This is a genomic window from uncultured Dechloromonas sp. (assembly GCF_945957265.1).
Classification (GTDB): domain Bacteria; phylum Pseudomonadota; class Gammaproteobacteria; order Burkholderiales; family Rhodocyclaceae; genus Azonexus.
This window is the reverse complement of the sequence record NZ_CAMFKO010000003.1, coordinates 143,039-162,424: the sequence shown is the minus strand read 5'-3', so window position 1 is coordinate 162,424 and position 19,386 is coordinate 143,039. Positions and strand designations below refer to the sequence as shown.

The 19,386-nt window shown below is 60.4% G+C and carries 15 protein-coding genes and 1 pseudogene; 3 read left to right on the top strand and 13 right to left on the bottom strand.

Annotated features, from left to right (window positions below; translation table 11 throughout):
* Nucleotides 1–28 precede the first annotated feature (28 nt).
* Nucleotides 29–2,257, top strand: coding sequence for an arginine/lysine/ornithine decarboxylase (locus Q0P59_RS03340; protein ID WP_295003546.1), 2,229 nt, complete (start codon nucleotides 29–31; stop codon nucleotides 2,255–2,257).
* 170 nt (nucleotides 2,258–2,427) lie between these two features.
* Here Q0P59_RS03340 and Q0P59_RS03335 read toward each other — a convergent pair whose 3' ends face one another.
* The 5 genes from Q0P59_RS03335 to Q0P59_RS03315 all read right to left on the bottom strand — a co-directional run bounded on the left by Q0P59_RS03335 (nucleotide 2,428) and on the right by Q0P59_RS03315 (nucleotide 6,947).
* Nucleotides 2,428–2,673 (bottom strand): hypothetical protein, encoded by a 246-nt coding sequence (locus Q0P59_RS03335; protein WP_295003544.1) that lies wholly within the window; start codon nucleotides 2,671–2,673, stop codon nucleotides 2,428–2,430.
* Nucleotides 2,674–2,880: 207 nt separating this feature from the next.
* The gene (locus Q0P59_RS03330; RefSeq protein ID WP_295003540.1) at nucleotides 2,881–4,434 is read right to left on the bottom strand and encodes a hypothetical protein; all 1,554 of its coding nucleotides are present in this window, start codon (nucleotides 4,432–4,434) and stop codon (nucleotides 2,881–2,883) included.
* A 118-nt stretch (nucleotides 4,435–4,552) separates the two neighbouring features.
* Nucleotides 4,553–4,960 carry a hypothetical protein gene (locus Q0P59_RS03325; protein ID WP_295003538.1) on the bottom strand — a complete coding sequence of 136 codons (408 nt, stop codon included), beginning with the start codon at nucleotides 4,958–4,960 and terminating at the stop codon, nucleotides 4,553–4,555.
* Nucleotides 4,961–5,247: 287 nt separating this feature from the next.
* A complete protein-coding gene (locus tag Q0P59_RS03320; RefSeq protein ID WP_295003536.1) occupies nucleotides 5,248–5,730 on the bottom strand; it encodes a hypothetical protein in 483 nt (160 codons plus the stop codon).
* Between the two features lie 443 nt (nucleotides 5,731–6,173).
* Complete coding sequence (locus tag Q0P59_RS03315; RefSeq protein ID WP_295003533.1) at nucleotides 6,174–6,947, bottom strand: response regulator transcription factor; 774 nt, start codon at nucleotides 6,945–6,947, stop codon at nucleotides 6,174–6,176.
* A gap of 295 nt (nucleotides 6,948–7,242) precedes the next feature.
* Between Q0P59_RS03315 and Q0P59_RS03310 the strand changes: the two genes are divergently transcribed.
* Nucleotides 7,243–8,310 carry an ATP-binding protein gene (locus tag Q0P59_RS03310; protein ID WP_295003531.1) on the top strand — a complete coding sequence of 356 codons (1,068 nt, stop codon included), beginning with the start codon at nucleotides 7,243–7,245 and terminating at the stop codon, nucleotides 8,308–8,310.
* A gap of 66 nt (nucleotides 8,311–8,376) precedes the next feature.
* The gene (locus Q0P59_RS03305; RefSeq protein ID WP_295003528.1) at nucleotides 8,377–10,452 is read left to right on the top strand and encodes a response regulator; all 2,076 of its coding nucleotides are present in this window, start codon (nucleotides 8,377–8,379) and stop codon (nucleotides 10,450–10,452) included.
* Nucleotides 10,453–10,549: 97 nt separating this feature from the next.
* Here the strand turns inward: Q0P59_RS03305 and Q0P59_RS03300 are convergent, their stop codons facing one another.
* The 8 genes and pseudogenes from Q0P59_RS03300 to thyA all read right to left on the bottom strand — a co-directional run.
* Nucleotides 10,550–13,672: a hypothetical protein gene (locus Q0P59_RS03300; RefSeq protein ID WP_295003526.1), complete on the bottom strand. Its 3,123-nt coding sequence runs from the start codon at nucleotides 13,670–13,672 to the stop codon at nucleotides 10,550–10,552.
* Nucleotides 13,673–13,689: 17 nt separating this feature from the next.
* On the bottom strand, nucleotides 13,690–14,523 hold the full coding sequence (locus Q0P59_RS03295; protein WP_295003524.1) for a hypothetical protein: 834 nt from the start codon (nucleotides 14,521–14,523) through the stop codon (nucleotides 13,690–13,692).
* Between the two features lie 61 nt (nucleotides 14,524–14,584).
* Nucleotides 14,585–15,160, bottom strand: coding sequence for a hypothetical protein (locus Q0P59_RS03290; protein ID WP_295003522.1), 576 nt, complete (start codon nucleotides 15,158–15,160; stop codon nucleotides 14,585–14,587).
* 275 nt (nucleotides 15,161–15,435) lie between these two features.
* Nucleotides 15,436–16,005, bottom strand: a complete 570-nt coding sequence (locus tag Q0P59_RS03285) for a hypothetical protein (protein WP_295003520.1) — start codon at nucleotides 16,003–16,005, stop codon at nucleotides 15,436–15,438.
* Nucleotides 16,006–16,077: 72 nt separating this feature from the next.
* The gene (locus Q0P59_RS03280; protein WP_295003518.1) at nucleotides 16,078–16,620 is read right to left on the bottom strand and encodes a hypothetical protein; all 543 of its coding nucleotides are present in this window, start codon (nucleotides 16,618–16,620) and stop codon (nucleotides 16,078–16,080) included.
* A 197-nt stretch (nucleotides 16,621–16,817) separates the two neighbouring features.
* A complete protein-coding gene (locus tag Q0P59_RS03275; RefSeq protein WP_295003516.1) occupies nucleotides 16,818–17,294 on the bottom strand; it encodes a dihydrofolate reductase in 477 nt (158 codons plus the stop codon).
* Nucleotides 17,291–18,886, bottom strand: a complete 1,596-nt coding sequence (pgi, locus tag Q0P59_RS03270) for a glucose-6-phosphate isomerase (RefSeq protein ID WP_295003513.1) — start codon at nucleotides 18,884–18,886, stop codon at nucleotides 17,291–17,293. Before pgi ends, Q0P59_RS03275 begins: the two co-directional genes overlap by 4 nt.
* A gap of 4 nt (nucleotides 18,887–18,890) precedes the next feature.
* Nucleotides 18,891–19,172 (bottom strand): annotated as a pseudogene (gene thyA, locus Q0P59_RS03265) (thymidylate synthase); the annotation flags it as partial.
* Nucleotides 19,173–19,386: the final 214 nt, after the last annotated feature.

Sequence of the window (19,386 nt, the reverse complement as noted above, 5' to 3'; positions counted from 1 at the left end):
GGTCGCCGCTTTTTGAGGATTGAATCCCATGCGCTTTCACTTTCCCGTCATCATCATCGACGAAGACTTCCGCTCCGAGAACGCCTCGGGTCTAGGCATCCGCGCGCTGGCCGAGGCGATCGAAAAGGAAGGCATGGAAGTGCTGGGCGTGACCAGTTACGGCGACCTGACGTCCTTCGCCCAGCAGCAGAGCCGCGCCTCGGCCTTCATCTTGTCCATCGACGACGAGGAACTGGCGCTCGAGCCGGACGAAACGCTGGCCGAGCTGCGTGCCTTCGTCACCGAGATCCGCCACAAGAACGCCGAGATTCCCATCTTCCTGCACGGCGAGACGCGTACCAGCCGGCATATTCCGAACGACATCCTGCGCGAGCTGCATGGCTTCATCCACATGCACGAGGACACCCCGGAATTCATCGCCCGCAACATCAAGCGCGAGGCCAACGCCTACCTCGATTCCCTGCCGCCGCCCTTCTTCCGCGCGCTGACCCATTACGCTGCCGACGGTTCCTATTCGTGGCACTGCCCCGGCCACTCGGGCGGCGTCGCCTTCCTGAAGTCGCCGGTCGGCCAGATGTTCCACCAGTTTTTCGGCGAGAACATGCTGCGTGCCGACGTGTGCAATGCCGTGGAAGAACTCGGCCAGCTGCTCGACCACACCGGACCGGTCGCCGCCTCCGAGCGTAACGCCGCGCGCATCTTCAATTCGGATCACCTGTATTTCGTTACCAACGGCACGTCGACGTCGAACAAGATCGTCTGGCACTCGACCGTGGCGCCGGGCGACATCGTCGTCGTGGACCGCAACTGCCATAAGTCCATCCTGCACGCCATCATGATGACTGGCGCGATTCCCGTCTTCCTGATGCCGACGCGCAACAACTTCGGCATCATCGGCCCGATCCCGAAGAGTGAATTCGCCTGGGAAAGCATCCAGCAGAAGATCGCCGCCAACCCGTTCATCGCCGACAAGAGCGCCAAGCCGCGCGTGCTGACCATCACGCAGTCGACCTACGACGGCATCCTGTACAACGTCGAGGACATCAAGGCCGAGCTCGACGGCAAGATCGACACCCTGCATTTCGACGAAGCCTGGCTGCCGCACGCCGCCTTCCACGATTTCTACGGCGACTACCACGCCATCGGCGCCGATCGCCCGCGCTGCAAGGAGTCGATGGTCTTCTCGACGCAATCGACGCACAAGCTGCTGGCCGGCCTCAGCCAGGCCTCGCAGATCCTCGTCCAGGACGCCGAGAACAACAAGCTCGACCGCGACATCTTCAACGAGGCCTACCTGATGCATACCTCGACGTCGCCGCAGTATTCGATCATCGCCTCGTGCGACGTCGCCGCGGCGATGATGGAAGAGCCGGGCGGCACCGCGCTGGTCGAGGAATCGATCACCGAAGCCCTCGACTTCCGCCGCGCCATGCGCAAGGTGGACGAGGAGTGGGGCGCCGACTGGTGGTTCAAAGTGTGGGGGCCGGATGACCTGTCCGAAGAGGGCATCGAGGAACGCGACGCCTGGATGCTCAAGCCGGGCGAACGCTGGCACGGCTTCAACAACCTGGCCGACGGCTTCAACATGCTCGATCCGATCAAGGCCACCATCATTACCCCGGGCCTTGATGTGGACGGCGACTTCGCCGACGAATTCGGCATCCCGGCCGCCATCGTCACCAAGTACCTGGCCGAGCATGGGGTCATCGTCGAGAAGTGCGGCCTGTACAGCTTCTTCATCATGTTCACCATCGGCATCACCAAGGGCCGCTGGAATTCGCTGGTCACCGCGCTGCAGCAGTTCAAGGACGACTACGACAAGAACCAGCCGCTGTGGAAGGTGCTGCCCGAGTTCGTGCAGAAGAATCCGCGCTACGAGCGGGTCGGCCTGCGCGACCTGTGCACCCAGATCCACACCGTGTACAAGCAGAACGATGTCGCCCGCCTGACCACCGAAATGTACCTGTCCGACATGGTGCCGGCCATGCGTCCGGCCGACGCCTTCGCCAGGATGGCGCACCGCGAGATCGAGCGCGTGCCGGTCGACGAGCTGGAAGGCCGCGTCACCGCCGTGCTGCTGACGCCTTACCCGCCGGGCATCCCGCTGCTCATTCCGGGCGAGCGCTTCAACAAGACGATTTGCAGCTACCTGAAGTTCGCCCGCGAATTCAACGCCACCTTCCCCGGCTTCGAGACCGATGTGCATGGCCTGGTCAAGGGCAAGGACGGCCGCTATTACGTCGATTGCGTGCGCTGAAGGCTTTCGGCGGCGATGAACCTATCCGTTCGCGGGCCGCTTAAACCCGCCGTCCGATCCTTCGGGCAGAACTGGCTTCGAAGCCTGCTGCGCAGATTTTCAGCCCTTCAACCGCGCCACCGGTGTGGCGCGTTGCTGCCTGTGGATTGCTAACCCGGGAGAAGCCTAGCTCAGAGCTGCTTCTGCGGAGCGTTGAGCGGGACCGGTGCATCGTCCGGTTTCCGGCTGCAGAACGCGGGTGTGCGGGCTGAAAACGACTTGCCCTTCTTTGATCGAAATTCGCCAATCTCTCCGAGGTTCGGCCAGATGATCGGAATCAGGACGAACCACCAGCTCCATTCCGCGAATGGAGCAATCGCCAAGCCCTTGAGAATCAGGAACCAGGCCGCCATTCCATACCAGACACCGAATTTCATCCCATTACCTTTTGTTCGCGTAGTTGGGGCTCGCCTGCACAAATATCTTGCGATCTCGGCCAACCTGAGTCCCTAGTCTAGGGAGCGCGGGCGTGGGCGGTAAGATGTCAGAAAGCACAGAAACGCAGTGCACAACGGCAGTCGGAGCAGGACATGCAGCGTCACGCCCAGCTGCGGCGAGAAGCTGACATTCGGGGCGCGCCCAGCTCAAATCGAGAAAGGCGCAAGTTCCATGGTGCTCCATGACTGGCTTGCCTGCGTGCGGGCCGCGATGCGCAGAAAGTCATGGCCAACTTCCAGCACCTCCTGGACATGGAAGTCGCCGCCCGTATTGACGGCTTTCAGTGCCTTGACTCCTTTGGCGGGAACCTTGTTGCGCGGCAAGATGATCTCTACCGAGGTCTTGTCCAGGCTCCCAAATGCGCCTACCGCCAACAAGCCGAACTCGACCAGGTTGCCGCCCTCCCATCGTCCGTCGGCCAGGCGAAGCGGCACAGGCTCGAACTCTCGCGCAACGAAGCGGATACCGGCCTCGGTATGGTGTTCGGATGAATGTTTCACCCAGCGGACCACCCCGGCCGAGAGACCGCGCATGGACGGCAACTCAAACCCGACCAGCACGCCGGGGGAAAGATTCAGATAGCTCGTCCGGTGCAGCCGGATACGGCAGCCGGTATCCGAATAGTCGAGCAGAATGCCGGCGCGGACGCCCTGTTTGATCGGCCTGTCGTATCCCGGTTGCGTGCTGGCCTTCGCTGCCTGAACCAGTGACAAGGCACCGCAAATAAACGGGCTGCCAATGAAGGCGTCCATTCTCGGGCTGTGCCGGTGTGCCGGGAAGCTTCCCCAGCGTTGCGCCAGGACGCGGGGAAGGTCCGGGCACGCAAAGCGCATGCTCGCCCCCTCATTGGCCAGCATATTGGTCGCGGCTTGGCTGACAGGAAGCCATACGACCCGGTTTCTCGGATTGATCTCGGCTTTCCAATTGGCCAGAGGAAGGCCAAGCGCCAGGTCGAAGGCGACCGAGCCATTCGCCCAGGAACTGCCGAGGGCCATGTCATGAAGGGAGTCGGCAATCAAGTAGTCGGCTGCAACGAGCTCCATGGGTTTCATGGAATAGGGGTCGGCCAGCAGGAGCAGGAGCGTGCGGAATAGCTGGGCCGAGAGTGCCTCCTCGGATCTTGCGTGTTCAGCCCCATCCGCTGATCCGGAGGAGAGTTCATGGGCGGCGGCGAGTGCCTGCCAGACGATCGGGAACGCCGCTTCGGAGCGTACCCAGCAAAACATCGCCAGCATCCCGGCAGCTTTGGCTGTACGCACCGCCATGAAACTTGCGGCACCATCCTCGCTCCCCGCTTGCCATTCAGGCGGCGGGTGAGCCAGCGCCTCGCAATAGATATCCAGCAGGGTTTTAAGGAAGGCCACCGTTTGCAATGAGCGGATATCCTGATAACCGGCCGTGGTAATCATGCTGCAGCAGCCATGCAGTTCATCGACCAGGTGGGCTTCCAGTGCACCATGTATCGTCATGACGTACTGCAAATCGTCGGCCGTAAGGCCAGGACGGCGCATGCTTCGCAGGCGCTCCAATTCCTGGGTCGCCAGCGGCAGGGATTGCGGAACCGCTCTCGTGCCGGTGCCCCGCAATAGCTGGAACTTCTGTCTGACCGGCACGGGAACTGGCCGCATCTGCTGGCCCAACGAGAAAATGGGCTCGACAACAGCGGCTTGCGCGACATGTTTGACCAAGGTGGCGGTCATTGACACTCCTTTATTTCTTGGCAATGGTTGACGTCCGAAATGCTGGCAATGCGACTGCACAGCTCCAGCCGCCAGGGCAAGCGAATCATTTCGGCAGGTAGAACGGGATGCGTCGAGCTCAGCAACGCCGGCGGAACAAAATGACCGCCAGCACCAGCAGCCCAATGAACACACTCCACTCGACGATTTGCGCATCCAGGTAGTCAAGCCAGGCCTGGTCGCCGAACTCGACGGTTTCCCGGGCGCGCTCGGCGACGCTGTGGCGGACGGGATAGGCCAGGAACCACAACAGGTTGGCCAGCACGGCCGTTCCGGCCCAGCGAGGAACCGAGTCGCGGTAATAGATAATGGCGCCGATACCGCCCATCAAAATGGGCAGGCTGAGAAAGAAATTGACCACCACAATCGCAAAATTGGCCCCTGCCTGCAAAGCAGACCAATAACCAAGCAAAAATCCCGCGACCGCAGCGCCCGTGGCAAGCCCGGGACCTAGCGCTTCACGAGGTTCGTCCCTGAATAGATACACCCGCTACTCCTTTTCTAGCGTCGCTCCTGATCCCGAAAGACCGGCCTACTGATGATTTCCGATGCTAGTGGATTTGTGCGGCCCCTTGAATCCGTCGGAAGGCATGGGTATTTCGGCATCCTCCGGGGTATGCGTCGGCTTTCCCTTTCGCGGAGGCGTCGTGTCCATGCTTGGTGAGGCAGTGAGGGGAATGGGTACAACCGAGCGATGAGCACCTCGGGGCAGGCGAGATTGTTCCCAGGGTCTCGCGGCCTGGGCCGATGCCCGTTTTTGGGTTTCAGCCAGCGCTATCTGGAGAGCGCGTACCAGTCGGCCAGGATGTTGAGCACGAATTCAGCGCCGCCCTTGCCCTGCGGGTTGCGGCACACTTTTACCAGGGCGCTTTGCCCCTCGCGTTGCCACTGGGACGATTGCGTGCAGGGCGTAGCGGCGGCAGAGGCGCGGAGAACGCCCGGGTTTGATGCCCGATAGTGTTGCGACAATATCGACAGCACCGGCGTCAGTTGCTCGAGCGGACCGTTGATGATGATCTGGCCGACATGTCCGGCACGGGACCGCAGAAACACCTTGGCTTCGTTATTGCCCGCGGTTCGACTGTCCGCATCGAAGGGCAGGACCATGAAGCAGTCCATTGTTTCCGCCGGCTCTGCCTGGCACTCCATCGCCCCGTGGCGCTGTTGCAAGTCGGCAAGGGACATGCCGGCCACTCGCGGCAGAAGAAGCGAAGCCACGGTCTGGGTGGTCGCCAGGGCGTCGGCACAGAACAGCATGCATGCGAAACTCAGTGCAAGGCAGCATCCCCAGGAGGTGCGGGCATGGCTGGCGGGGGCAGGGGAATGCGTTTCATCGCATGGCATCGTTTGATTTCTCGCGGCAACTTCATGGAGGTATTTTCCCCATGATCGTCGCCGTAAAAAATATGCCTGATGACCAATGTCATATGATCAATTCCGCCTGAAAGGCAGGCTGGGAGGCCCGGGAAGCGTCTTGTAATGCATTTGTCATTATTGGTCGGTGTGCCCCGCCAATCGCCAGGAAATTTCCTGGCGTGCTTGTCCGCATGATGTCGACAAGGTCGCGGATTGTCTTCTTGGTGGAGGCGAAGTTGCGGGGGCGAACGGGCCGAGCGGCGTTTCCCGATGTCCGGGCGGTTTTTCTGCGTTGACTTGGCCGGATGATCGGGCCTGTGGCTCCGCTTCCGGCAGCGCAGGCTTCAACGAGACTGGGGCTGCTCGGCGCTACTCTCGAGGGCGCCGCCGCTCAATGCCGCCATCATCGCCTTGGCGCGGCTGCTGGCGTTGTATGCCCGCAGGATGGCGGCCACATAGTTTTTGGCCGTCCCGACCGAGACGCCCAATTCGCGGGCGATTTCCTTGTTCGACCTTCCTTGCAGCATCAAGGTCAGAACCTCCTTCTGGCGCGGCGACATGTCGACCGCATGCACCGGGTCCCGGTTCTTGGGCGGCGATTCGTTGTCCCGGGCAGGTGCCGAATTGCCCGCCCTGTCGTCGGTCAGCAGATCGAAAACCTGGGGGGGGAAATATCGCCCGCCCGCAAATATCAGTCGCAAGGCATTGGTCATCACGCTGACGTTGCTGCTTTTGGGTATGAACCCCAAGGCCCCCGCTCTCAGAAAATCCGCCGCCAGCCGCCAGTCCTCGCAGGCCGAGACGACAACGACGGGTAAGGCAGCCCATTCCGCCTTGAAGTATTCGATTCCTTCGGCGCCATCCGCATCGGGCAAATTAATATCGAGCAGCACCAGATCCAACTCATGCTTGCGCGCACGCATGGTCTGACGTGCTTCGGCCAGTGTTTCGGCCTCAAGCGTTTCAATGTTGGTTCCCGTCAGCACGTCGCCGATTATTTTGCGCATGCCCTCCCGAACGATCTGATGATCTTCGACAATCAGTACGACGCGACGGTTTTCCTGCCAGTAGTCATCCACGTAAGTCACTTCGTATTCGGAAATCGGTTTCTCAATCATGAGCGCTCCTTCCGCTGCTATTTGGTTATTCCCGAGCGCGCCAACGCTTCTTCTCAGTCTATAGCACAAGCGATACCCAAAGTATGTGCATTTTGACACCTGTCCTTGCGCTTGTTTCCTGCCAATAGGCAGCGTGTCGTTTCGGTGGGAATCTGCTTTATGGCACCTTCCCGGCGCGGGCAAGCTGCCTTATATTTTGCAACGTATGACACACCCTGATCCACATCTTCTCACGCCAAGGGACAATCCCGGTTGCCTTGATCAGCCCTTGCCGCAGTGGCTGTCGCATGATCTCATGCAGCAGCTGAATGCCTATGGTTTGGCCAGTGAGCAGGTCAAGGATGCCATCGGGCCGCTTCTTGCCAGCGACCCCGTGCTCAATCTGAATTGGGAAGTGATGGCCAAGGCCATCCAGACTCAAGAACGCCTGTTGCGATCCCTGCGTCAATTTTTGAACCTTCGTGCCTCCAATGCTGACGCCGAACTTCAGCCGACTGACCTGGGGCGAATCGGTGCTCAACTCCGGCGCCAGCATGACGAAAATGCGCCGCATGTGTTTTTTCAGCTACAGGGATTCGACGGTGTTTGCGTGAATTCGCAGCCGGATCGCTTGTTTGACCTGCTTTCCTGTCTCGCCGAGAACGCTGCAACCCATGCGAAAAGTACGATGATGCTAATCGCCAGCGCCTGCCCGGAAGGGGTGAAGGTTGAAGTTGTCGATGATGGAAAGGGTCTGCCGCCCGACATGATCAATATGTTGGGGATGCCTTTCGTTCGGCAAGCCTCCGCCCGTGCCTCGAAGAGAAAAGGACTCGGCCTGGGTATTTATATCGCGGCCAAAAACGCCGAAATGCTTGGGCTTGGCCTTGCGGTTAGCAGTTCGCCGGACGAGGGCTGTCGTTTCTCCATTACCCTCCCGCTGGCGACCGCCAGCACCAGGCCCGCGGCCTTGGTCGAGGAGGCGGCATCGATCGCCGGCTCTCATATCCTGATTGTCGACGGCGACGAGCAGCATTGCCGCGCATTGCAGCGCCTGTTTGCCAGCTGGGGGTGCCGTTCCGAACATATTCCGAATTGGGACGACTCGTTTGCCCTCCTGGTAAGCCAGGGAAACTACGATGCCTTGCTGATTCGTCAGGACATCTGGTCCAGAGAACTGAGCAGGATCAATCATGCCTGTCGTTCAGGGGCTTCTCCGTTTCCCGAGATATTCATCATTGCCGACCAGCGCCATGCCCAGGTGCCCAGCCTTCTTCCGAACGCTCCGCAGCGTCCTTGCCATATTTTGCAAAGCCCTCTCACGCCGAGTCGGTTGCGCTCCATCATGACCGGTGTCTTGCGTCAGCGGAGCGGCATGGCATGACCCCGATGCGCAAGTGGGCACGTATTCGTCCTTACATCACACCTCTGTTCGCCAACGCCGCCTCGCATGTCTCCCATCTCATTTCCTGAAGGCAGCATTTTCCTGTCGGAGGCACAAGAATACCTTGGCGCATTGGCCGACACCATGCCGCTCGTTCTATGGCATTGGAATGTGCGGTCGAACAAGATGTCGCTGGTTTCATCGAGTGACAACTTACGGCCTGAAAATGTCAAAACCTGGGGCGACCTGTTCGGAAAGGAAGGAGAAGCACACTTCCAAACTGCTTATCGCAAATCGGCACTGCGCAGCCTCAATCGATTTTCCTTCGACTGTCTGCTCGGCGCCAATAGCGGCCAAGCGATCAATGCCGTCTGCACGGTGCGCATCTGCCGACGCGATGAGAGCGGCAGGCCGCAAGTCGTCATTGGCACCATGGCGCCGGCTCTCAAAACAGACGGGCCTTCGCTGACGCTCGCGGCGCAGGATCCCAGTACCCGATTCCTGGCCAATATGAGCCATGAAATCCGAACGCCGTTGAATGGAATTCTGGGCATGGTGGAGCTTGCCCTCGATACCTCGCTCAACCAGGAGCAGGAGCAATACCTGCGTACCATCCGCTCTTCGTCGATTGCCTTGCTGAGTGTGCTGAACGACATCCTGGATTTCTCCAAGGCCGGTGGCGGTCAGCAGGTGCTCGAGAAAGTGCCCTTCAGTCTGCGCATGGTCGTCGGTGATGTGCTTCGTCTTTTCTCGGTTGGTGCGTGTCGCAAGAATATCGACCTCGCCTCATATATCGACCCGAATCTGCCGGATGGGCTCTTGGGAGATTCGGGACGAATCCGGCAGATATTGATCAACCTGATCGGCAATGCCATCAAGTTCACCCCTCGCGGGGAAGTTGAGCTGCGCGTCATGCTTAAGTCGCTTGACGACCAATCGGCCGGCATCAGCATCGTGGTTCGCGATACCGGCATCGGTATCAAATCCGAACAGCTTTCCCGCATTTTCAACCCCTTCGAGCAAGGCGACAGTTCGACGAGTCGGAAGTATGGCGGCTCGGGGCTCGGGCTCGCGATCACCAAAACACTGATCGAAGCCATGGGCGGAAGCATCAAGGTGCTCAGCGAACCGGGAAAAGGCAGCCAGTTTTTCGTGTCGCTCAGCCTCGAAATGCAAAGCCGAACCTGCGCGGCCAGTTTTCCTCCCGTCGCCATGTCCAGCCGGCCCTATCGCGTCCTGGTGTCGACCCCTCATTCCGCCACGGCTCGCGTATTGCAAGACTACCTTGCTGCCATGGGGTACGCCATTACCCTTGCCAAGGACAATGCCAGTACCGAGGCGGAATTGCAGGCGGCTGTCGCCAAGGGGCAAGCCTTCGATCTGTTGTTTCTGGATACCGACATGCCGGAACCGGGCGGGCTGGCGCTGCTGTCGGGGGAATGGAAGGACGTTCTGGGGCCCCTGACGCACTGCATCATCATCAGCAACGTATTGCGCTTCAGTTCGGACTCGGTCATATGTGAAGCCCACGACATACCGGGGCGGCTATGCAAACCCATCATCGATCGCGAACTGCAATCCGCCATCCAGGCTACCATCCGGAGCATGGGGGCGGCCCGCCAGAAAGCCACGCATGACTCAATGCTCGCATCCCTGGAGATCGATCATGAGTTCGTCGACAAAGCGCTATCCACCGAGCCCAAATTTCATGTGCTCATCATTGATGACGACCCGGTCAACCTGGAGGTGACCGCAGCCATCCTTGAGCGTGCCGGCTATCAAGTCACGCAGGCGGACAACGGCCAGAAAGCGCTGGATTTTTTCGAGTGCGGCGCTTTCGATGCGATTGTCATGGACGTCCAGATGCCCATCATGGATGGCATTGCCACCACCGAAGCGATTCGGATGCGGGAGTTGCGACATTCATGGGTGATGAGCCCGGGCTGGAGTTCCACGCCCATTATCGGCCTGACGGCGGATATTCAAAGCAGCATCAAGGATACGGCCCTGTCCGCCGGAATGGATACGATACTGATCAAGCCGGTGACGCGACAGCGCTTGCTGGATACCTTGAGCGATACGATCGCCGAAGCCCGTGCGCGTCCTCGGCCCGACCTTTCTTCGACGTCCCACGCTGACTAAGCGCTTGTCTGCGCTCGCAAGAAAAGCGATTGCAGGCTGGCGTTGAGCTTGCGCTGGTGATTTGCCTGCAAACGCGCGGTGTCTTGCTCGAATAGGGCTATGGCGCCGCTTTTTTCATCCCGGCCATCGGTATGGGGACGGCTTTTTCGCGGAGAATCAGCCAGTGCTTGTCGGTCTGGATCAATTCCAGCGTCTTCCGGGTTACATCGGAATATTGACGTGAGCGATAAGTCTGACGGAAACGAACCGTGGCATGTCGATTGTTTGTCACAACAATGTCCATGTCCTGCAGCTCAATCTGGATATTGTCCTGAGATGAAATGCGAGTGCGACGTTGGCACTCCCAGTTCTGGCGTGTCCCGGCCGCAGGTTCGAAATCGCCGGCATAAGCCGCCAGATACCGACCGAGGTCGCGCGACATCCAGGCATTTTTCCAGTCTTCGATGCGCTCACGTACCTCTCTGTTCGCCAGGTCCGGCGTTACGGCCCTGGGGGCAGGCGCACTGGCCAACACGCTATCCGCCCTGATCAGAGCGGGTTCCGGCGATGCGTCGACGACCTTCGTCGGCGTTGTCTTGCGGCTCTTGTATGGGTCTTCCCAAGGTTGGCATGAATAAACGATCTCCTTGTAGATCGCCGCATCTTCCTGGCTTGGCATGTCGGAAGCCGGCATCGCGCAGTTGTACTGATCGTCGGGGGTGTTGCCGACCACGAAGCGTTCGATCCGATCGCCGTTTTCCTTGAACTCGAACAGCATGGCCGCGCCGTGCCGGTCCGGGTGGAGTTTCTCGACCTGCTCGTTGGGGCGCTTGAAGGTGTAGCGAACCGGGATCAGCGGTCTGGCAGGGTTCGCGTCGTTACGGAATTTCGCGATAATCCAGAACCCGGCCTCAATGGTGATGGTTTTGAGATTGCCCTTGAACAAGGTACGGGGGGCGCTGACTTCGTCGGGATTGGAGACCGGGCCCGGCGTTACCGTCACGTTCTTGACCACCCCCTGAGAAACCGGAATCAGGACGCTGCTTTGGGCGCTCACTTCGATTTTGCGTTCTCCCAGCTGCACGGTCTGTGTTTCCTGCGACCGGTTGATCACGGAAATGCCGGCGTAGTCGTTTCCGGAGAAGAGATCGCCAATGGGAATCTGCTGGCTGTCCCGACCGAATGCCACTCCCGACGTCGATGCCCCAAAATTGGTGGTGAACGATGCGTTGACCGCCTTCGCGCTTCCATTGCTCGTCGAGGCTGCCAGGCTATTGGTAACGGCGCCCAACTGGCTGGTCAGATAAGCGTTGGCGCTGTGCGTCCGGTCGCCGGTATTTTGCTGGGCGCCGGAAACGCTGGCCGAAACCGATCGAACCTCGTATTCCCGAGTCGGATTGAGTGCTTGGGAATAGCCCGTGTTGAAGCTGCTGTTCCCATTGAAGTCGGTGCTGAAACTACTATTGATCATGGCAGGGCCACCGTCCAGCGAGAGCGGTATGGCAATGTTCAACATCAGGGACTTGTCCTTTTTGTCGGGGTCGTAGCTGCCCAGGGCCAAGAATGTCGCACCTCTGAAAAACGATGGCGATGCGGCCAATGTCGCCAAGTAACGCGTCGTCTTGTTGATCCCGTCGTCAAAGATGTTGGCGCTCAGCGTGAGCGGTATTCCCCGGTGCCCGATGGAGGCATTCCAGGCGCGATATCCGTGCGGACTGTTCGACAGGCAGATATTCATCACGCCAATCTGGCAGTTGGGCGATATCCCTCCCGAGATTTTCGGTGGCATATAGCGGGTAAATGTTCCGCCCACCATGAGATCGCCCATCCTGGGGGTGAGTCCGATATTGATTCCGCTTTCGTTGCCCCCGCCCGCCATGGCCGTTGCGCGCCAAATGCCTCCCCGATCATAGGCCGACGTACTGATGCGCTTTTGCTCCCCGATAATTTGCCCGCCTAAGGAAAGCGCGAACGCATCGAATAGGTAGCTGTAGCTTCCCGATGCCTGGATCTTGTCGAGTGTTTCAAGATTGCGGTTGTCAAAGCCCGAGCTTTTCAGCAATTGACCGGCATCGAAATGCCACATGTGCCGATCCATGCCGATGGCGTTGCTGGCGGCTACCTCGTTAACGGATTGCGTTGCCGCGCGAATCGTCGATTCCTGGCCGGAAATGCCGCGAATGATGACGTCCACGAAAGCATCGGCAAAGCCGCTGAACGTGACCCACTGGTCGCCTGCCGCCAACTGTCCTTCATAAAGCTGGACTCCGTTGTGCTGAATGCGCACATAGCTGGGCGACAGCAATTGCAGGCGTACCCGTTGTTTCTGGTTCAGCGAGGCCAGATTGCTGTTGGAGGATTGCCAGGCAACACCCAACTGCAAGGGTTTGCTAAAGAACATGCCGGTTGCCAGGCCAAAACCCTGTCCGGCCGCAGCCCCCCGGAAAAGACCGCCATAGGCCGTGCCGGCATCTTGCCGGAAACCGGCCGCAAGCGTGTTGTACTGAAGCCGTGTCGACGAGGTGTCATTCGAGGTGGATGCGCCGCTATCCCGGTTGTGTATCGAGACGGCCGACAGGTCGTATTCAAAGCGTGCAGCGCCCCGCGACATCACGCCCCGCTGTACCGTGCCGAAGGAGTTGGTCTGCTTGCTATCGCTGCTCTCGGCCCAACTTCCGTAGAACGACGCAAAACCGACCGACGAAGCTTCGCTGACCACCTGTTCCGGAATCAGCTTGGGTTGCGCATGCTCGGACAAGCGCAGCTCGATTAGCTTTCCCGCATCTTGAGAGGCATCCCCGGCAACCGCCTCCGAGCCTTTTCGAGCCAGAGCCTCCAGGGTGAATTCGATACAGGACTCCCTGGCGTTCTCCAGTGGCAGGCAATTGACAACGCCGCCCTCGTGATACGCCTGGAGCGCGAAGGCGTCGGATGCCTCCCGGTCGAAGCCCGCTTCGATGAGCAAACGCCGGAAGCTGCCGATCGATTGCTGCGACAACACGTAACGCCCCGCTTGAGCCGTCTCCACCCAGGTAATGCCGCTGATTGTCCGTCCGCGAAAGAGCAGGGGGCGCTCGATGCCGCTCGAAGCGGCGCCTTTGAATCCGGCCGGCGCGTTGCGCTCGAATCGTGCGGAAGGTGTCGCCCAGCAAGGCCAGGCGACAAGCGCGGTCGTTACCGCGAGCGCGATAGGAGAGAGGAGAGCCCCCGGCTCTCTTTGGAGATTGCGCCAACTGGGCATGGATACTCTCTTGTCAGTTAGTGCGTCTTGGTCGCGATGGCGTTCGCTGCGGGTACGGGCTTATAGAAACGATTGGGCTGACGCCGGGAGTTCAGTACCGGATAAGCCAGCAGGCCCAGGTAAGCGGGTGCCGCAGCGGCACCCGGTTCGCCCAGGGTCACCGCCTCGCCGGGCAGCAGCGTTTGCCGCGGGAAAGCGGGCCATTCGCTGCACTCAACCAGGATCTGTGTGTTGGTAGGGCAGGCATAGCCTCTATTGAGATAGATATGCTGTCCACTCTGGTTAACTAGCGCCAATTGGCCTTGTGCGTTCCTGCTGAAACCAATGTCCTTGTCGTTCAGTTCGTTTTTGGGGTGGCGATGAACGGCCACCATCGCTTCGTAAGCGAGCAGGAATCCGGCGGCGAGCGCGCCTGATTTGGATTGCTCGGCCAAATGAAGCTGAGAGACATCTTCGAAGCGCACATAGTAGCTTTGCGCATCCGCTGTCAGCTTCGTGGTGTCGACAATGAGTCGCGCCGAAAACCCGCCGCCGGGGGGCAAAACCATTTCCTCGGGGAAAACGCGCAAGGTTCCCGTTTCATCCGCCGTGATCTGGCGCTGGCCGTCGTCACCGAGCGCGATTCGCTTGACCGTGGCGCGGACGTAAACTGGCGTTTTCCCCGGGTTCTGCAGATTGATCTGGCTGACGAAGCGGCTTTCCGGAGTCATGTCGATCAGGTTTTTGTCCAGGTACCATTCCGGCCAGGAAACGACATCCCGCCGCTCCATCTGTTCGGCGGAGCTTGCGGACGAGGCGGCCAATGCCAGGAAAACGGCACCCAGCCAGGACCAGCGCGAATGTTTGTTCATTTGATTTCCCAACTTCATGGGGCTTTGGTGAGGGAAGGGGGGGCTCTTCCTGTCGCCACCATCAGATCGGCGATGCCGTAACGGTCACGGTGTCGGTGAACACATCGGTTTCGCTAGCAGACCAAGTTGCGCCGTTAGATAAAACGATTGTCTTCGTGACGTTCGGGTTAACGCAATTAACCAGATCGGATTGGGCGCTTGTGATGTCGAAGCTTAAAACGCTCGAGCGAATCGCACTGGCGTCTGTTGGCACGGTGCCGGTCCGATAAATAAGTTGGTTGTAAATCTTGGTCGCACCCGTCGTCGCACTCTTGGCCTGAATGTTGAGGCCACCTGCGCTTATGCCGGGGGACGAAAACGTGATGCGAACATTGCCGCCAGTCGAGTGAGCTACGCAAAACTGATCACTCACCCCGGGCATCGGTCCCCAGGGGCTGGTCACGCTGCCGCTGGTGGCTGTCAGGTTGGCGTCCAGAAGGCCAAAAACGCGGACCTGTGGCGGGGCCACTGTCCCAAGCGTGTTGGTGTAAGAGCCGGTGGACGTGGCGCCGGCGGTGCCCTGACTGGCGGCGAGCGCACCGGTGGAAGCGGCCAGCGCCAACACGAAGGCCGATATTTTGAGAGCTGTGGATTTCATTTCATTTTCCTAAAATTCAGAGCAGGATTGCTCGTGGGTGACTGGAAAGTCCCTTAGGCCTCCCTCCGCTGTTATGGCAACGCAGCCCTCCGAAGGCCGCATCGCCAAGAACTGCATTTGGGCACCAGGGGGCAATTCGATGAGCTTGCCCCCTCTGGCCGCCAGGGGATTGATCGCGCATGACCGGGTGCCAACGCCTGTGACTCTATCGACATCGCTGACAGCGGCTTTCAAAATCACGCCTCATTCTCCGTTGTGCCGATAGGGTCGCACTATCAGATCGGTGATGCCGTAACGGTCACGACATCGGTGAACACATCGGTTTCGGTCGCAGCCCACGTTACGCCACCCGTCAGAACGATCCCCTTTGTCACGTTCGGGGTGACGCAATTAACCAGATCGTTTTGGGCGTTAGCGACATCCAGCGTTTTCAGTGCTGAGCCAAGAGCACTGGGCGTGGTTCCGGGGATATATGCGAAATGGTGGTAATACTTGGTTGCGCCCGTCGTGGCACTCTTGGCGGGAAGGCTAATGCTGCTCGTGTTGCTAATGCCGTAAGACGAAAAGGTGAGACGAACATTGCCACCGGCCGAGTGAGCCACACAAAACTGATCATTGACTCCGGGCTGTGCCCCCCAGGGGCTGTTCACCGTGCCGCTGGTGGACGTCATCGTGGCATCAATCAAACCAAAAACACGGACCTGCGGCGGGGCGGTCGTACCCAGCGTGTTGGTGTAAGTCCCGGTGGACGTGGCGCCGGCGGTGCCCTGGCTGGCGGCGAGCGCACCGGTGGAGGCGGCCAGTGCCAGCACGAAGGCCGACATTGCGAGAGCGTTGGATTTCATTTCATTCTCCTAAAAATACAGAGCGGGATTGCTCATGAATGACTGGAAGGGGCCACGGGGGCGTCAGCTCCGTCAGAGCGATGTAGCCGTGATGGTGACTGCATCGCTAAAAATCTCGTTTGCGGGAAGCGTGGACACCGTGATCCACTTGATCAGATTGCCCCCTCCCGGGCATAGCGAGGTGCTATTGACGACCTGGCTGGAAGGGATATCGACGACGGCCGTGGCGCTAAGCGACAGCAGGCGACGCCCGCTGCCATCGGCATAGGAAACGCTTTGGCGATAGGCGCTGACCGCGCCTGTCGAAAGATTTCTGGCCAACCAGGATTTTCCGTCGCCAGCCCCGCCGCCGGCGGGGGTGAAGGTGAGACGGACGCCGCGCCCGGCCTGGGTGTTGACCACGCATAGCCGCCCGCTGACTCCCACACCGGCGGCGCCCTCCGCATCGGGCAGGGAGATCGAGGATTTGAGCGTGGCGGTTTCGTCCGTGATGCTCAGTACAACCACATCGGCGAGGGCTGCGCCGGCAAGGTGCAGGGAGGCGAGCGCAACTACCAGCGCGTTCGCTTTGTTCTGCCTTGTTGCCTTGTGCGGGAATTGGGTATCAAGCTGCATGGCGCCCTCGTTTCGATGGACGCTATTTGAACAATCTCGATGCGTGCTTGATAGATGCCTTATGACCCGTGTACTAGGTCACCGGGACGTGGGGGCGATGCGGCTTGCGGCAGAGTGGGGAAGGAAATCGTCTGCCGTGAACGATTCGTTACGACGTCGTGGCCGGTTGCGCAGAGTACACCATACGGTGTTTCGTGTCAGCTTCGCCGGTAGGTGACGAAGGCGTGGCCCTGCCCGGGCGTGCGCCTGCTTTCCTGCCAGGTATCCGCCGGGATGCTGGGGAACCAGGCATCGCCTTCCGGTTCGAGATCGACTTCAGTGATCTCCAGGCGGTCGGCAACGGCGATTGCCTGCCGGTAGATCTGTTCGCCACCGATGACGAAAGCGGTTTCCGTGCTCGCAGCCAAGGCCAGCGCGGCTTCCAGGGAGTCGGCGAGTTCGGCGCCGGGGGCGGCGTAATCAGGCTGGCGGCTGATCACGATGTTGCGCCGGCCGGGCAGCGGGCGAAAGCGCGGCGGCAGCGATTCCCAGGTCTTGCGGCCCATGATCACCGTCTGCCCGGTGGTCAGCGCCTTGAAGTGCGCCATGTCGGCCGGGATGTTCCAGATCAGGGTGTTGTCCTTGCCGATCACCCGGTTGCGGGCGACGGCAGCGATGACGACGACTTCGCTCATGACGGGTTCCTGAATTGGCGCAGATGCTCGATGAGCCCGCGTGTCGAGGCGTCCAGGGCATCGCTTGCGGCTTCGCCGCGAATGCACGGGGCGAGGCGGCCGGTCAGCTGCTTGCCCAGTTCGACGCCCCACTGGTCGAAGGAGTTGAGGTTCCACAGGATGCCGAGGCAGAAGACCTTGTGCTCGTAGAGGGCCAGCAGCTGGCCGAGGGTGAACGGCGTCAGCTCCGACAGCACGATGGTGGTCGACGGCTGGTTGCCCGGGAAGCGGCGGAAAGGCAGCAGATGCTCGGGGATGCCGGCGTTGCGGGCCTCTTCCACGGTCTGCCCGAAGGCCAGGGCCGAGGATTGGGCCAGGCAGCTGGCCAGCAGGTCGCTGTGATGGCCGGGCAAGGGGTAGTCCGAGCGGCCGAGAGCGATGAAGTCGCTGGCGACCAGCGCGCTGCCCTGGTGCAGCAGCTGGAAGAAGGAGTGCTGGCCGTTGGTGCCGGCCTCGCCCCAGAGAATGGGGTTGGTCGCGTAGTCGACCGCCACGCCGTCGCGATTGGCTCGCTTGCCGTTGCTTTCCATCTCGAGCTGCTGCAGGTGCTTGGGCAGCAAGGCCAGCGAGTGGCTGTAGGGGAAGACCCCGTGGCTGTGGGCCTCGAGGAAGTTAGTGTTCCACAGGGCGATCAGGGCCAGGGTCAGCGGCAGGTTTTCGCGGGCCGGCGCGGCGAAGAAGTGCTCGTCCATGTCGTGGGCGCCGGCCAGCAATTGTTCGAAGTTGCGGAAACCGACGGCCAGGGCGATGGGCAGGCCGATGGCCGACCACAGGGAGAAGCGCCCGCCGACCCAGTCCCGGAATTCGAACACGTTTTCCGGCGTGATGCCGAAGGCCTGCGCGGCTTCCCGGTTGCTGGAGGCGGCGACAAAGTGGTGGGCGACGGCGTCGGCCCGGCTTGCCGTGGCGAGCAGCCAGGTGCGGGCGGTGCGCGCGTTGGCCATCGTTTCCAGCGTGGTGAAGGTCTTGCTGGCGACGATGAACAGGGTGCTGCGCGGGTTCAGTTCGGTGAGCCTGCTGGCCAGGTCGGCGCCGTCCAGGTTGGAGACGAAATGGACGCGCAGGTCGGGTTGCTGGCAGGCCGACAGGGCGTGGACGACCATGCGCGGCCCGAGGTCCGAGCCGCCGATGCCCAGATTGACCACGTCGGTGATGCGTTCGCCCGAGTATCCCCGCCAGGAACCGCTGTGGATGCGCTCGCAGAAATCGGCGATGCGCGCCAGGACCCGCTTGACCTCGGGCGGCGAGGCGTCGCCGGCGCGCAGGTCGACATGGCGGACGGCACGTCCTTCCGTGTGGTTGATCGGCTCGCCGTTGCGCATCCGCTTCACCCAGCCGCTCCAGTCGGCTTGTTCGGCCAACTGGCGGAGCAGGGTCATGGTTTCGGGGTTGATGCGCTGCTTGGCGTAGTCGACGAGCAGGGAGCCATGGCTCAGCGAGAAGCGGGCGAAGCGCTCCGGGTCGTTGGCGAACAGGTCGCGCAGATGTCGTTGTCGTATGCTGCGGGCGTGTTCGGCGAGCGCCAGCCAGGCGGGGCGGAGAGGAACTTGCATGGTTTCAGACGGCGACAGGTGCGGCGATGTGCGGATGCGGGTCGTAGCCTTCGAGGCGGAAGTCCTCGAAGGTGAAGGCGAAGATGTCCTTCACCTCAGGATTGATCCACATGCTCGGCAAGGCGCGCGGTTCGCGGCTCAGTTGCAGGCGAGCCTGTTCGAAATGGTTCGAATAGAGGTGGGCGTCGCCGAAGGTGTGCACGAATTCGCCGGGCTGGTAGCCGCAGACTTGCGCCAGCATCATGGTGAACAGGGCGTACGAGGCGATGTTGAACGGCACGCCGAGTCCCGTTAATGGACCATTCATTTGTTCAATGCATTGTGTTTCAGAACGAAATCTCTGATTTTCTATTAAACAATCCATCACAAATGTCTAATCCATCTTGGTTTAAGTCAACCCGACTAAAGTAGGCGCCGCGTAGCGGTGCGGGGTTCGTCGGGAGACAAGGGAAGCGCGTCAGGAAGGTGCCGGAAGTCAGACTAATTTTCCAAGTCTAATT